This is a genomic window from Halosolutus gelatinilyticus, from assembly GCF_023028105.1.
Classification (GTDB): domain Archaea; phylum Halobacteriota; class Halobacteria; order Halobacteriales; family Natrialbaceae; genus Halosolutus; species Halosolutus gelatinilyticus.
Genome location: NZ_CP095491.1, coordinates 2,244,496 through 2,258,020 on the forward strand (window position 1 = coordinate 2,244,496; position 13,525 = coordinate 2,258,020).

At 66.4% G+C, this 13,525-nt stretch carries 18 protein-coding genes; 12 read left to right on the top strand and 6 right to left on the bottom strand.

Annotated elements, in window-relative coordinates; genetic code table 11:
- The first annotated feature begins 71 nt into the window (after positions 1-71).
- Positions 72-692 carry a DUF7509 family protein gene (locus MUH00_RS11005; protein ID WP_246998442.1) on the top strand — a complete coding sequence of 207 codons (621 nt, stop codon included), beginning with the start codon at positions 72-74 and terminating at the stop codon, positions 690-692.
- A gap of 25 nt (positions 693-717) precedes the next feature.
- Here MUH00_RS11005 and MUH00_RS11010 read toward each other — a convergent pair whose 3' ends face one another.
- A complete protein-coding gene (locus MUH00_RS11010) occupies positions 718-1,149 on the bottom strand; it encodes a GNAT family N-acetyltransferase (protein ID WP_246998444.1) in 432 nt (143 codons plus the stop codon).
- A gap of 143 nt (positions 1,150-1,292) precedes the next feature.
- Here MUH00_RS11010 and MUH00_RS11015 point away from each other — a divergent pair, with 143 nt between their 5' ends.
- Entirely contained in the window at positions 1,293-3,008 is a 1,716-nt protein-coding gene (locus MUH00_RS11015) for a sensor histidine kinase (RefSeq protein WP_246998446.1), read from the top strand.
- A gap of 147 nt (positions 3,009-3,155) precedes the next feature.
- On the opposite strand, the gene icd is transcribed toward MUH00_RS11015, so the two are convergent.
- Both icd and MUH00_RS11025 read right to left on the bottom strand, forming a co-directional pair.
- Positions 3,156-4,418, bottom strand: a complete 1,263-nt coding sequence (icd, locus tag MUH00_RS11020) for an isocitrate dehydrogenase (NADP(+)) (protein WP_246998448.1) — start codon at positions 4,416-4,418, stop codon at positions 3,156-3,158.
- Positions 4,419-4,663: 245 nt separating this feature from the next.
- Entirely contained in the window at positions 4,664-5,026 is a 363-nt protein-coding gene (locus MUH00_RS11025; protein WP_246998450.1) for a hypothetical protein, read from the bottom strand.
- 102 nt (positions 5,027-5,128) lie between these two features.
- Between MUH00_RS11025 and MUH00_RS11030 the strand changes: the two genes are divergently transcribed.
- The 3 genes from MUH00_RS11030 to map all read left to right on the top strand — a co-directional run bounded on the left by MUH00_RS11030 (position 5,129) and on the right by map (position 7,489).
- Positions 5,129-6,085, top strand: a complete 957-nt coding sequence (locus tag MUH00_RS11030) for an isoaspartyl peptidase/L-asparaginase (RefSeq protein ID WP_246998451.1) — start codon at positions 5,129-5,131, stop codon at positions 6,083-6,085.
- Between the two features lie 310 nt (positions 6,086-6,395).
- Positions 6,396-6,551: a hypothetical protein gene (locus MUH00_RS11035; RefSeq protein WP_246998453.1), complete on the top strand. Its 156-nt coding sequence runs from the start codon at positions 6,396-6,398 to the stop codon at positions 6,549-6,551.
- A 41-nt stretch (positions 6,552-6,592) separates the two neighbouring features.
- Entirely contained in the window at positions 6,593-7,489 is an 897-nt protein-coding gene (map, locus tag MUH00_RS11040; protein ID WP_246998455.1) for a type II methionyl aminopeptidase, read from the top strand.
- Positions 7,490-7,579: 90 nt separating this feature from the next.
- Here map and MUH00_RS11045 read toward each other — a convergent pair whose 3' ends face one another.
- Positions 7,580-7,780 carry a DUF7835 family putative zinc beta-ribbon protein gene (locus tag MUH00_RS11045; RefSeq protein WP_246998457.1) on the bottom strand — a complete coding sequence of 67 codons (201 nt, stop codon included), beginning with the start codon at positions 7,778-7,780 and terminating at the stop codon, positions 7,580-7,582.
- 607 nt (positions 7,781-8,387) lie between these two features.
- Here MUH00_RS11045 and MUH00_RS11050 point away from each other — a divergent pair.
- The 5 genes from MUH00_RS11050 to MUH00_RS11070 all read left to right on the top strand — a co-directional run bounded on the left by MUH00_RS11050 (position 8,388) and on the right by MUH00_RS11070 (position 11,542).
- Positions 8,388-8,996 (top strand): HTH domain-containing protein, encoded by a 609-nt coding sequence (locus MUH00_RS11050; RefSeq protein WP_246998459.1) that lies wholly within the window; start codon positions 8,388-8,390, stop codon positions 8,994-8,996.
- A 123-nt stretch (positions 8,997-9,119) separates the two neighbouring features.
- The gene (locus MUH00_RS11055; RefSeq protein ID WP_246998461.1) at positions 9,120-9,659 is read left to right on the top strand and encodes an HIT family protein; all 540 of its coding nucleotides are present in this window, start codon (positions 9,120-9,122) and stop codon (positions 9,657-9,659) included.
- A gap of 79 nt (positions 9,660-9,738) precedes the next feature.
- A complete protein-coding gene (locus tag MUH00_RS11060; RefSeq protein WP_246998463.1) occupies positions 9,739-10,500 on the top strand; it encodes an SIR2 family NAD-dependent protein deacylase in 762 nt (253 codons plus the stop codon).
- Positions 10,501-10,639: 139 nt separating this feature from the next.
- Entirely contained in the window at positions 10,640-10,978 is a 339-nt protein-coding gene (locus tag MUH00_RS11065) for a DUF7130 family rubredoxin-like protein (protein ID WP_246998465.1), read from the top strand.
- Positions 10,979-11,113: 135 nt separating this feature from the next.
- Positions 11,114-11,542, top strand: coding sequence for a cupin domain-containing protein (locus MUH00_RS11070; RefSeq protein ID WP_246998472.1), 429 nt, complete (start codon positions 11,114-11,116; stop codon positions 11,540-11,542).
- A gap of 51 nt (positions 11,543-11,593) precedes the next feature.
- Here the strand turns inward: MUH00_RS11070 and MUH00_RS11075 are convergent, their stop codons facing one another.
- Complete coding sequence (locus MUH00_RS11075; protein ID WP_246998474.1) at positions 11,594-11,830, bottom strand: glutaredoxin family protein; 237 nt, start codon at positions 11,828-11,830, stop codon at positions 11,594-11,596.
- A 169-nt stretch (positions 11,831-11,999) separates the two neighbouring features.
- On the opposite strand from MUH00_RS11075, the gene MUH00_RS11080 reads away from it, so the two are divergent.
- Both MUH00_RS11080 and MUH00_RS11085 read left to right on the top strand, forming a co-directional pair.
- Positions 12,000-12,500, top strand: coding sequence for a redoxin domain-containing protein (locus tag MUH00_RS11080; protein ID WP_246998476.1), 501 nt, complete (start codon positions 12,000-12,002; stop codon positions 12,498-12,500).
- 89 nt (positions 12,501-12,589) lie between these two features.
- Positions 12,590-13,168 carry a hypothetical protein gene (locus MUH00_RS11085; protein ID WP_246998478.1) on the top strand — a complete coding sequence of 193 codons (579 nt, stop codon included), beginning with the start codon at positions 12,590-12,592 and terminating at the stop codon, positions 13,166-13,168.
- 73 nt (positions 13,169-13,241) lie between these two features.
- Here the strand turns inward: MUH00_RS11085 and MUH00_RS11090 are convergent, their stop codons facing one another.
- Positions 13,242-13,424 carry a hypothetical protein gene (locus MUH00_RS11090; protein ID WP_246998480.1) on the bottom strand — a complete coding sequence of 61 codons (183 nt, stop codon included), beginning with the start codon at positions 13,422-13,424 and terminating at the stop codon, positions 13,242-13,244.
- Positions 13,425-13,525: the final 101 nt, after the last annotated feature.

The window sequence follows — 13,525 nt, forward strand, 5'->3', positions numbered from 1 at the left end:
TAAGCGTTCCCTGAGTCAGCGACCGCTGAAACCGCCTGGATTTATATACTGCCCGTGAGCAGCAGGTGCGTATGCGCGATCGGATCGTCGAGGAATTGGGCGACCTGCCGCGGTCGCGGTTTCTCGTCTACCTGATGGGGCCGTACGAGGCGTTCGACGCCGAGCGCGCGCTCGCGGACATCGACCCCGACGCGGTCCCCGAATCGGTCGATTTTGGGACGCTCATCGGTTCGGATCACGAACTCGATCGGGACGAGGCGGCGCTCGACCTGTTGCTTTCCGTTCGCGACCACCTCCGGACGACGGCGGGCGTCAACGCGTTTCTCGCGATCGACGTCGACGTGCCGCTGTCCGAGATGGACGCCGCCACGCAGAGCATCGCGTTCGCCCGGGCGAGCAACGCCGTCGCGTACGTCGTCCCCGCCGTCGGCGACAATCTCGGCGTCGGAATCGAGGTCGGATCCGTCCTCGAGGCGCTGTTCGACGAGGAGACCGCCGACCACCGCCGAGAGCGAGTCATGTTCGTCCACGAGTCGGGCGTCCGCAGCGCGATGATCGCCGCGGTCCGCGATCGGTGGGAGGCCCGAATCTACTCCTACGAGAACCGCCGGGACCTGACGCGTCAGCTTCGACTGTTCGTGCGCGATCTCATCCGAAAGGAGCGAACGGGCGACGTGCCGCGACTCGACTAACCCGCTGGTTCAGTCGCGAGCGGGATCACGACAGCGATTTCCGCATCTCCACGTGGGGAATCCCCGCCTCGTCGAACTCCTCGCCGCGGCGTTCGTAGTCGAGTTCGCGGTAGAACTCGGCGGCGTGCGTCTGGGAGTGCAGTTTGAGCGCCGACAGCCCCCGATCGCGCGCCCGTTTCTCGACGGCGACCATCAGGTCGCGTCCGACCCCTTCCTCGCGCCGCGATCGGAGCACGGCGACGCGTTCGACCTTTCCCAGCCCCGGTTCGCCCTCTCGGAGCCGCGCGGCGCCGATCGGGTCGCCGCCGTCGTAGGCGACGAAGTGATCGGCGTCGTCCTCGTGCTCGTCGTACTCGAGGTCCTCGTCGACGCCCTGTTCCTCGACGAACACCTCGTGGCGAACCGCCAGGGCGTCGGCCCGCTCTTCCTCCGTTGTGACGACGCGTACCTCGGTCATCCAGCGGATGTAGGAAACGGCGTATCGAGAGCGTTTCGCAACGCCGTCGATCGGCGACCTGTCGGCGCCAGTGATCGTCCGGCGAACGTACCGTTGAGTGCCATAGCGTCTTAACGCTGCTTCGCGTGATGTACTTCCTAGCGATGTCATCGGAGCCGGAATCCAGCTGGTCCGAGTACTCGAGTTCGGAATCCGAATCGACGCGAGTGCGATTCGACCCGCTCTCGCACTGGTGGGTTTGGGCCGCCGCGATATTCGTCCTCCTCTCGACCGTCTACATGCGCTTCGGTGACCCCCGGTCGACGATCGTCTTCTCGAACGTCGTTCTGGCTGGAAGCGCGGTGGCGGCGACTGCCGCACTGGGGATCCTGACCAGCCGGTGCGAGGCGCTCGACGCGTTCGGCTGGGGGTCCGTCACCGTCGGCATGGGGTTCTTCGCGGCCGGCGAACTCTCGTGGCTGAGCTACGAGCTGTGGTTGGGTGGGGTCCCCTATCCCGGCGTCCCGGACATCTTCTATCTCGGGGGCTACCTCTTCGTCGTGGTCGGGCTGCTGGTGATCACCGTCGCACAGCACCGGCTCGGGGGGACGCTCCGGATCGTCCTCGACGGTCTCCTCGTCGCGGTCGCGCTGCTGACGATCAGCTGGCACGTCGTGCTCGAGCCGATCCTCGCGGTCACCGACGTCGACCCGGTGACGCTGTGGGTCTCGCTTGCGTACCCGATGCTCGACATCGTCGTCGGGTCGATCGCGTTCCTGGTCGCGGCCAGCGCCCGTGGTCGCCGTCGGATCGCGATCACGCTCGTCGCGTCGGGCATTTTCGCCTGGGTATTCGCGGACAGCGCGTTCGCCTACATGTCGTTCAACGGGGGGTACGTCTACAACGAAATCGACGCGGTCTGGCTCGCCGGGTACTTGGTGATCGCGCTCGCCGCGCTCCACCCGGCGACGGCGCAGCCCCCGGTCGCGAGCGACCGTCGCCGCTACGAGTTCTGGGAAACGATCGCGCCGTACGTCCCGTTCCTGATCGCGATGGGTGTAACGGGCTACACCGCCCGGGTGGGCGCCCTCGGCCGCGTCGGGCTCGGACTGGGTGCGGTCGTGTTACTCTCGCTGGTCGCCCGCCAGACATACGTCTTTCACGACGCGTCGGTGTTGAGCCGACAGCTCGAGCGAAACGAGGCGATGCTCGCCCGCCAGAACGAGGAGTTGGTCCTCCTGAATCGGATCATTCGCCACGACCTTCGAAACGATCTGACGGTCGTCCTCGGGTGGGGAGAAGTGCTGTCCGATCGCGTCGACGCGGACGGGCGCACGATCCTCGAGACGATACTCGACACGGCGCGGGACGGGATCGCCCTCACCGACACGTTACAGGCGCTCACCGACGCCTGGGACGCGACCGACGACCACGAGTTGGAGCCGATCTCGCTCGAGAAGACGCTCACCGGGGCGATCGAGCGGCGCCGCGAGACGTACGCGAACGCGGCGTTCGTCGTCGACGGAACCGTTCCGGACGTCGACGTCCTCGCGGATCACCTCCTCTCGACCGTCTTCCGAAACGTGCTGAACAACGCGGTCCAGCACAACGACGCGGAGACGCCGCGCGTCGAGGTTTCCGTCGAACTCGAGGACGAGACGGTCGCCGTTCGAATCTCGGACAACGGCCCGGGCATTCCCCCCGACCGTCGGGATACCGTGTTCGGCCGCGGGGAGCGCGGACTCGGGAGCACCGGCTCCGGCATCGGCCTCTATCTCGTCGACACGCTGGTCACTCGCTACGGCGGCGACGTGTGGATCGAGGCGAACGACGACGATGGCGCCGTCTTCGTCATCGAACTGCGACGGTACGACGACTGAGCCCCGCGGTTCGGCGGACGCCGGCGCCCGGAGCGTGATACGGAAAACGAGAGGGCGGGAGACGGTCGACGAACGGTTCTCGAGCGCGCGAGGTCAGTGCTACGAGAACGTCAGAACGCACAGCGCTCTGACTACTCGAAAAACTGCCTACGACAGTTTTTCGATGTTGCTGACGACTTCGTCGGCGTACTCGCTGGTGGCGAGCTTCTCGGCGCCGTCGAGCTGTCGTTCGAGGTCGTAGGTGACCTTGCCGGAGGAGATGGTCTCTTCGACGGCGTCGCGCACGAGGTCGGCCGCGTCGGTCCAGCCGAGGTACTCGAGCATGATGCGGCCCGAGAGGATCATCGCGGTCGGGTTGACCTTGTCCTGACCCTCGTACTTGGGCGCGGAGCCGTGGACGGGTTCGGCGAGCAGGCGGCCGTCGCCGAAGTTGGCGCCCGGTGCGATGCCGAGGCCGCCGATCTGGGCGCCGGCGGCGTCCGAGAGGTAGTCCCCGTTGAGATTCATCGTCGCGATGACGTCGTAGTTCTCGGTGCGGGTGAGCAGCTGCTGGAGCATGTTGTCCGCGATCCGGTCGTTGACGACGACCGCGTCGTCGGGCGCCTCGCCGTCGCGCTCCTCCCAGAGGGTGTCCTCGGTGATGACCTCGTCGCCGTACTCCTCCTCGGCGACCTCGTAGCCCCAGTCGCGGAACTGGCCCTCGGTGAACTTCATGATGTTACCCTTGTGTACGAGGGTCACGGAATCGCGATCGTGCTCGAGGGCGTAATCGATCGCGCGTCGGACCAGGCGCTTGGTGCCGAACTCGGTGATCGGCTTGACGCCGATGCCGACCGGTCCGTCGTGGATGATCCCCGTTTGGCCCATCTCCTGCTCGACGAACTCCTTGACTTCCTCGACCTCGTCGGTGCCGGCTTCCCACTCGATGCCGGCGTAGACGTCCTCCGTGTTCTCGCGGAAGGTGACCATATCCATCTGCTCCGGCTCGGAGACGGGCGACGGAACGCCGTCTAAGTGGTAGGTCGGGCGGACGTTCGCGTAGAGATCGAGTAGCTTGCGCAGGCCGACGTTGAGCGATCGGAAGCCGGCACCGACGGGCGTCGTCAGGGGACCCTTGATGGCGACGCGGTGTTCCTTGATCGCCTCGACGGTCTCGTCGGGGAGGTTCTCGTCGTACTTTTCGCGGGCGGACTCGCCGGCGTAGACGCGCATCCAGTTGATCTCGCGGCCGGTCGCCTCCGCGGCGGCCTCCAGCACCTTCTGGGCGGCGGGACCGACGTCCTTCCCGACGCCGTCACCGTAGATAATCGGGATGACCGGGTTGTCAGGGACCTCGAGTTCGTCCTCGGTTCCCTCTTTCAGCGTAATCTTTTCCCCGTCCTCGGGGACCTCGATCTGGTCGTAACTCATCTCGTCTGTACGGTGCTTCGATGGGGGTAAAAGACCTACCATTTCCGCCGTCAGTGGCAAACGTTGTCCCAGTGGAAACGGGGGCATTCGCTCCGATCGTGCGGAAACCGTCCCCGAGAGATCGTCAGACGCGAAAATCCGCTATTCAATCGTTATATAATCACTCGTAGATCGACGGGACGACGCCGACCGATCGTCTCACCGCTGCAACCGTTCGTCCCCGTCGATCGGGACCCGACCGACGATCACGCGCGATCGCGGTCGCCCTCGGTCTCGGAGTCCGATCCGACGTCGGCGTCGTCGCCGGTGCCGCGTCGGCGCGACGCGACGAAGGCGCCCGCCTCGCCGTTCCAGTGGCGGACCATCACGCCGAGCCCGGCGCAGACGATCGCGCCGCCGACGGTCCCCAGCAGCGTCTGCGCCGTCGCCGCCACCCACCCGTACTCGAACGCGAGTCGGACCGCGGTAACCCACGTCACTCCGACGACGATCAGTGTCGCGCCGGCATCGACAGGGTCCCGCTCGTCGCCGCGCGCCAGCCGTCCGATTGCGATCGCCGCCATCGCGATGCAGAACGTGACGAGCGGACCGATCGGCGTCGTGGTCATTCTCCCCGTCGGTTCTCAAGCCGGCGAAGTAAGTGTACGGGATTCGATCCGGCGGGCGCGTCGACGGAAACGTGTTAGGTCCGCGCCCGCGGAAGTCCGGGCATGCAGGTGCTCGTTCACGGCGGTGCGGGCAGCGTTCCCGACGAACCAGAACGGCGACGCGAAGTACTCGAGGCGGCGGCCGCGGCCGGTGCGTCGGCCGCATCGCCCGTCGACGCCGTCGAGATCGCGGTCAAGCGCCTCGAATCCTCGCCCCGGTTCAACGCCGGTGTCGGAAGCGCCGTCCAGAGCGACGGGCGGATCCGAACCGACGCGGGGATCATGACGGACGATCGAGCCGTCGGAGCCGCCTGTTCGATGCCTGACGTCGAACACGCGATCGGTGTCGCCAGGGTCGTCATGGAGGAGACGCCCCACGGGTTCGTCTCGGGCGATCACGCCGTCGCGCTGGCCGAGGTCTTCGACGTCGAGACGGGCGTCGGCCTCTGGACCGATCGAACGCGCGAGAAGTGGTCGGAGCTCGATCCGCCGACCGGCGGCGTCCGGGCGGAACTGGCGTGGATCCGCGATCGATACGGTCGATCGGATCCCGACGGCCGCGAGGGCAGCACGGCGGGCGATCGGGCCGACGCGACCGACGACGGAGCGGCCGCCGATCGCGGCGCCGGCCCGATCGACGAGCACGACCACGACACGGTCGGCGCGGTCGCGTCCGACGGCACCCGCCTCGCCGCGGCGACCTCCACGGGCGGGCGGTGGCTCGCGCTCGCGGGACGCGTCGGCGACGTGCCGCAGGCGGGATCCGGCTTCTACTGTTCGCCCGCCGCCGCGGTGAGCGCGACGGGCGCGGGCGAGGACATCGCCCGCGTGACGCTCTCGCGGCGCGTGGCTCGCCACGTCGAACGGGGCCGCGACGCCGAGACGGCGGCGGAACTCGCGATCGAGGAGTTCGCGGAGCTCACGGGGTCGACCGCCGGCGTGATCGCGATCGACGCGCGGGGGAGCCCGGGAGCGGCGTACAACAGCGACGCGATGCAGACCGCACGAAAAGAACTCTGAGCCCTCGAAACCGGGCACCCACCCGCCGGGTACCGTCTCGGGGCGTCGGTTTCGAGGCGGACGCTCAGCCGTTCGGCCCGGCGGCATCTCGCTCGGATTCGGTGGCGTCTCTCACGCCACCTCGATCGAGGCGCCCGATCGGCATAGTCGCCGGCGACCGTTTCGCGAAATTCGCGGACGATACGAAACGTTTCCCGCTGAAAGAGTCGGACCACGGCGTCGGCGACCGCGATGACGCCCCTCGATCGCAGCCGAGTTCGACGATCGACGAAAGCTAGAGTTAATATTGTCGTGACCTTCTCCGCGAGTGATGCTCGAACTCCCGCACCACGCCGCGCGCCGGTGTCCCGACTGCGGCGCGGCGCTGTCGAACGTTCAGGGTCTCGACACCTGTGCGAAGTGCACCTGGATCGACGATCGGTTCGCGTCGGTCGATCGGTACGAGGGGAGCGCGCGGTCTCGGTGAGAGGCGGAACCTCTTTTTGTCGACCGATACAACCCCGTCCCATGGCCGAATCCGAGGTGGACTTGGAGTCCGAGCAGTACGAGAAACACCGCGAGGCGGGCGCGATCCTCGCGCAAGTGCGCGAAGAGGCGGCCGAACGCGTCGAGGTCGGCGTCAGCCACCTCGAGATCGCCGAGTACGCCGAAGAGCGGATCCGGGAACTGGGCGGGAAGCCGGCGTTCCCGGTGAACATCTCGATCGACGAGGAGGCCGCCCACGCGACCCCGTCGATCGACGACGAGACCGCGTTCGGCGAGGAGATGATCAACCTCGACATCGGCGTCCACATCGACGGCTGGCTGGCCGACACCGCGATCACGGTCGACCTCTCCGGGAATCCCGAACTCGCCGAAGCCTCCGAGCAGGCCCTCGAGGCGGCGATCGAGGTGATCGAACCCGGCGTCGACACGGGCGCGATCGGCGCCGAGATCGAGGACGTAATCGACGGCTACGGTTTCAACCCCGTGGTCAACCTCACCGGTCACGGGCTGGGTCACTGGGAGCAACACACCAGTCCGAACATCCCCAACCGCGCGGTCTCGCAGGGGACGACGCTCGAGGTCGGCGACGTCGTCGCGATCGAGCCGTTCGCGACCGACGGCGGCGGGAAGGTCACGGAGGGTGCCACCGAGGAGATCTTCTCGCTCCAGCGCGAGGGCACCGTCCGGAATCGGCAGGCTCGCGAGGCCCTCGACCAGATCACCGAGGAGTTCCGGACGCTCCCGTTCGCGACGCGCTGGCTGGAGACCGATCGGGCGGAGATGGCGCTGCGCCGGCTCAAGCGAAACGACATCGTCCACGGCTATCCGGTCCTCAAGGAAAACGAGGGCTACCTCGTCAGCCAGAAAGAGCACACCGTCATCGTCACCGAGAACGGCTGCGAAGTGACGACGGGGTGAGCGAAGATACGGGGACCGAACCGTCGAGTGCGTTCTCGCGAATTCCGATCGTGCGATCGGTTACGCGCCGGATCTGACGCCGAGGGGCGATCAGGCGTTGTTCATCCGCTGGCTGGTCCGGTGACCGCACCGCTGGCACTCGGCGACGCGATAGGGTTCGCGGGAGAACTGGGCGTTCTCGTGTTCGAGGCTCTCGGTTCGGATCTGAACGGTGATTTCGTGGAGCGTGTTCAGCTCGCATTCGTCACAGCGTTCGGTCATCCCGTTGAACGAGTTGTCTGTCGTTGCCATTGCCAGGTCCGTAGACGTAGCTCCCTCTTAAACCCCTCTTTCATTTCGAAACGCGAGTCGGAAGAATCGCAATACAGGATTACTGTTCCGATAGCAATCGTTGAGAATGTTCAATACGGTTTACTGACCGCGCTCGAACCGCTATCGGTAACCTGATGCTTCTCGCGACAGCGTGACGGGGCGTATCACTCGCCCCGTTGGTTCGCTTTTCGTGATTTTTCGCGCCGATCGCAGTATCGCATCGCCGTCGCCGTTGGCCGCGATGTCACCGTCCGTTCAGCGTGCCTCCCGTCGGCGTTCGGCGATCGGATCCCCGTGTCAGGGCGGCCGACCGCGCAGGAATCGAGCTGATCGGACGGGCCGCCGATACCCGCGATCACCGATCGAAATCCGCGCTCGAGCGGACCCAGTCGCCGTGTGATCGGTCGACGACGGCTGCGGCCCGTTACGCGACTGACACGGCTCATCCAAGCTTTATACTTTGGGTCGTCGCCGCATTCTCTACCGACGATGTCCCCGTGTACACACCACTTACCGATACTCGCGCTGCCGTCCACCCTCGACTCGCTCGTCGAACCGAACCTCGCCCGACGTACGGAGGATGGCAATGTCGCTCGGTGAGCCCGCGGGACCGCCGGTCGCCATTGACCCGGACGACGATCTCCGGGTCGAGTGTTACGTCCGAGCTACCGTTCCGGGGCCGATCGTCGAGCGGGTTGAAGCCGTCGTCGACCGCTTGCACCGCCTCCGCGAACGCGGGCCGATCGTCGACTATCGGGTCACCCGCTGGCCCGCGGGGCGCCACGCGGACGTCGAAACGGCCGATCGGGACGGCCCGACGAGGAACGAACTCGGGGCGGCGTTCGAACGGTGGGCCGATCGACACGACCACTCGATCGAGCCGGCGTTTCGCCGGGCGGAGATTCCGTCGTCGCCGCTGGGGTTCGAAAACGACGGCTCCCGCGAGCGAGTGCGGGTTCCAGTCGTGGCGCTCGTGCTCTACGAGCACGGCGAGGGAGGGACGACGGAACCAAACTCGTTGGTGGACGCGGATGCGCTCCGCGGGGTCGTCCCGTACACGGAACGGCCGAACACGGACGACGAGCGAACGTACGCCGTCGGCGAGTGGCTCTCCGCGGTCGAAACGAGGGTGAGCGGGCTGTCGGCGCACCCGTCCCGCCGCGACCGCGTCGCGCATCTCGAACGCCGGCGGTGACCGCGGCGGGAGAACGCCGGTATCGCTCCGATCGACGGGGACCGGTTTCGGATCGATCGCGACCCGGGCGGCGCGGCGAAGGGAACTTACCGACGCGGCGGTATCCGATACACGAGAGCGAGTATGGAGCAGGTCTTCGCCCCCTGGCGGATCGAGTGGATCAAGCGAGAGAACAAGAATCCCGACGTCGACGACTGCGTCTTCTGCGAACTCCCGGCGATGGACGCCGATCGGGAGCACCTGATCGTCGCGCGCAGCGAGCACGCGTTCGTCATGCTGAACAACTACCCGTACAATCCGGGTCACGCGATGGTGATTCCCCGGACTCACACCGGCGACTACGGCGATCTCACCGACGAGCAGCTGCTCGATCACGCGCGGCTGAAACAGCGCACGTTCGACGCGCTCGAGACGGCCATGGAGCCGGACGGCTTCAACGCGGGCCTCAACCTCGGCGAGGGAGCCGGGGGCTCGATCGGCGACCACCTCCACACGCACGTCGTCCCGCGGTGGCGAGGCGATACGAACTTCATGCCCGTCGTAAGCGACACGTCCGTGATCGTCGAAGCGCTCGACGACACCTACGATCGCGTTCGCGCAGCGTTCGCCGACCAGGAGGGGACGGCGATCCCCGACGAGGACGGCGCGGTCGTCGTCGAGTGACGATCGCGCTATTCCCCGCCGCGATCGTCACTCGACGATCGGGTCCGTCTTTTTGGTCGTCCCGCCCGAACGATCGACCGTGACGTCCGAGGACCTCGCGGCCGTCGCGCGGACGATTCGAACCGCCGACGAGGTCGTCGCGCTGACCGGTGCCGGCGTCTCCACCGCCTCCGGCGTGCCGGACTTCCGTAGCGACGACGGCCTCTGGCGGCGGTACGACCCGAGCGACTTTCACATCGATCGCTTCCGGACCGACCCGGGGGCGTACTGGACGCAGCACCTCGACTTGCACGACGAGTTCTTCGCCGACGATATCGATCCGAACGCGGCCCACGAGGCGCTCGCCGACCTCGAGGCTGCGGGCCACCTCGAGACGCTGCTCACCCAGAACGTCGACGGTCTCCACTCCGGCGCGGGCTCCGAGTCGATCGTTCGCCTCCACGGAACCGCCGCGAAGGCGGTCTGCCGGTCGTGCCGACGGCGGTACGATATCGAACCCGCGGTCGCGCGAGCCCGCGACGGAGCCCTCCCGCCGTCCTGCGAGGACTGCGGCGGCGCTCTCAAGCCCGACACCGTCCTCTTCGGCGAACGCCTGCCGAATCACGCTCGGCTCGAATCGCAGGCGGCCGCGCAGTCGGCCGACGTCTTCCTCGCGATCGGATCGTCGCTGACCGTCGAACCGGCCGCCTCGCTGCCGCGTACGGCCGCCGATCGCGGCGCGACGCTGGCGATCGTGAACCTCGAGGAGACGCCGCTGGCCGATCGGGCCGACTACGCGTTCCGCGAGGACGCGACGGACGTCGTCCCGCGGCTTAGGGACGCGATCGTCGGCGATGCGTAACGGGGCGAAACGGCCGGTCCGCGCGGAACCGCTCGTTTTGCAGCCCCATCCCTTTTGGTGAGCGGCGGCGTGCGATCGGTATGGGACGAACAGGCTCGACGACCGAACGCGATCGCCAGTTCCCGTCGACTACCGAACCATGAGCGGACACGGCGAGAAACCCCAGGCGGACGGTGAGGAGCGAGCGGATGAGGAGGCCCCATCAATCGGTCTCGGAGAACCCGTCTACAACGCGGACGGCGCGGTGCTCGGGAAGATCCGAGGGGTCGAAGAGGGCGGCTTCTTCGTGACGACGCGGGAGGGGATGGAGGGCTACAGCATCGAACACGCCCGTTCCGGCCACGACTTCGGCGAAGCCCACCTCATGTGGCGGTGTATGAACTGCGGCGAGATGGGCAATCTCAACGACGACCTCCCCGAAACGTGCCCGAACTGCGGGGCCGAGAAGGAGGAGTTGATGTGGTGGACCGAAGACTGATCGGTACGTCGGTATCGATTCGCACGTCCTGACCCGATCGACGCGAGTCGACGGTCGACGCGGCTACCGATCGGCGCGTCGGCGCGTTCGTCGGTCAATACGCTTTTCACGGATTGCGGTGTGTTCTCGACCGGCATGGAGTACGAAGTCGTACACACCGACGACGTCCCGATGACCGACCTCTCGACGGTCGACGTCCCGCCGGACCTGCGAATTCGGGCGCTCGACGAAGTTCTGCCGACGGAACGCGTCAATATCAAGCTCTGGTACTTCGAACCCGGCGAGGAGATCTCCTACCACGCCCACGCCGAGCAGGAAGAGCTCTACTACGTTCTGGAGGGCGAGTTCTCGCTGAAACTCGGTCGATCGGGCAAGGAGGAGTACGTCGAGGTCGGTCCCGGCGCCTGCTGGATGGCCCGGCCGGAAATCGGCCACGGCCACCGCAACGTCGGCGACGAGGAGGGTGTCGTCCTCGCGATCGGTGCGCCGGCGGTCGAGGACCCGGGATTCGACCCGCACGAGCTGGACGATGGGGGCGACGAAGACGGCGAGACCGACGCGTAATCGCGGTCGCCGATCGGGCGATCGGAAACGGATCGTCAGGCGTCGGTCTCCTCAGGCGTACGCGGTATTCAGGAAGTCGACGATCCGCTCCGATTCGGCCATCGTGACGCCGTGCTCGTCGTCGACGATGACGGGAACCTGCCGCTGGCCGGAGACGCGCTTGACCTCGTCTCGGTTCGAGTGTAGCCCCTCGACCCAGACGCTCTCGTAGTCGATGTCGAGATCGTCGAGTCGATCCGCGACGAGTTCGCAGTACGGACAGCCCTCGAGTTGGTACAGGGTTATCATGTCCGGACGTTCGTCCCGGATCGGCAAAAACGTGGGTATCGCCCCCGTTTCGATCCGGTATCGTCTCGCCCCCGATCGCTTCCGGCCCTATCCTCGTCGAGCCGATCGGCACGGGATGCGGGTTGCTGGCGCCCGGAACGTTTTGCACCCCGAGCGAGAGGTAGGCGGTATGCCACCGACTCGCGGCGAAACACTCTCGGACTTCGAGGCGCTGCTGTGCGACGGCGAGACGTTCCGATCGACGCCCCTCTCCGAGGCACTCGGCTCTCGCGGCGGAGTCGTCGTCTCCACGGGCTTCGCGTTCAGCGCGATCGCCCGGAACTGGTGGAAACGGTTCGATCGTGCGGGCTGGGGCGAGTTCGAGGACGTCGCCGTGCTCGGCGTCAGCCGCGACGGTCCCTACGCACAGAGCGCGTTCCTCCGCCGGCTCGGTCGGCCCGACTTTCGATTTTTCGCAGACGTCGACGGGACCGTGAGCGAATCGCTCGACCTGCTCACCGATCGCGATCACATGGCCGACGTCTCGACCCCGTGGCGAGCCGCGTTCGTCGTCGACGCCGATCGGGAGGTTCGGTACGCCCACGTCGCCGACGACTGGATCTCACCCCTTCCGCGATCGGAAATCGAATCGGTCGTCGGTACACTCGGCGCCGAAACAGCCGACGAGTAACGAGCGCAGGAGGAAAGCTGTCGACTACGGTCTCGCACCGTTCACTCCATCAGTGATCTTATAAATCCGTGTTTCGACGGTCAGAATACATGTCCTCCACCGTTCCGCGTGGAATAGCCCTCCTGCTCTGTTGTCTCGCAGGTGGTAGCACGTTACTCCTCGCACTACCGGCCAGTCCGCTTTCTATAACCGGCGATGAAGCGGAACCGCCGCAGCTCTCGGTATCGTCGTTCGAACGCGTCGAAACCGGATGCGCGGACGACGTCGCGACGTACGCGTCCAGCAGCCACGGGAACGGGTCCTACACGAGGGTATCGTTCATCGAAACCGGTACCGAGACGGCGGATCTCTCCGCCAGAACGGAACGGACGTCACCGCCGGGTGCGGACTTGCACACGTTCCGCGTCTCCATCGACTCCACCGGTCGCCCGCGGCAAAACGACTCGTGTGCGATGGGCGTGCAGTACCGCCTCGAACTGACGCACGAACGGGGCTCGTCGGAGGGACTTCTGTCCGGTGACGACGGAATCCGCGTTCTCTGGCTGGAAAACGGCGAGTATAGCGGCTGTTCTGCAACCACCTCGGGTTCGCTCGACGCCGAGTGTCATCGCTTCACGAAAGATGCTCAGTCGAACCGAACCTGGGCCAATACGACGGCAACGGGATGAGACGAATCTAATCGGAACCGCTGCTCCGATCGGGACGCTCAGGGCGGCCAGAAGAAAGCGATACTCAGCGTCGTTACGATCGCCAACAACACCTGCAACCGACGAGCGTCACGAGCAACCCCAGCGCGGTCACGTCCACGGACACCGGTCCGACGATGAAAAGGACGAGGACGATCGCGATTATTGCGAAAACGACGGCGATCTCGGGGGTCAGCGTCGTCTCCGCCTGAAGGAGCACTGTCGGGCCGGGTAGCACGTCTCCGGCTTCTCAGCAGGGGTGTAAAAATCGATCGACGGAGCGTCGACGGTAGCTCTCGGATCGAAAGGCCGATCCGGATCGGCGCTCGGGTTCGTCCC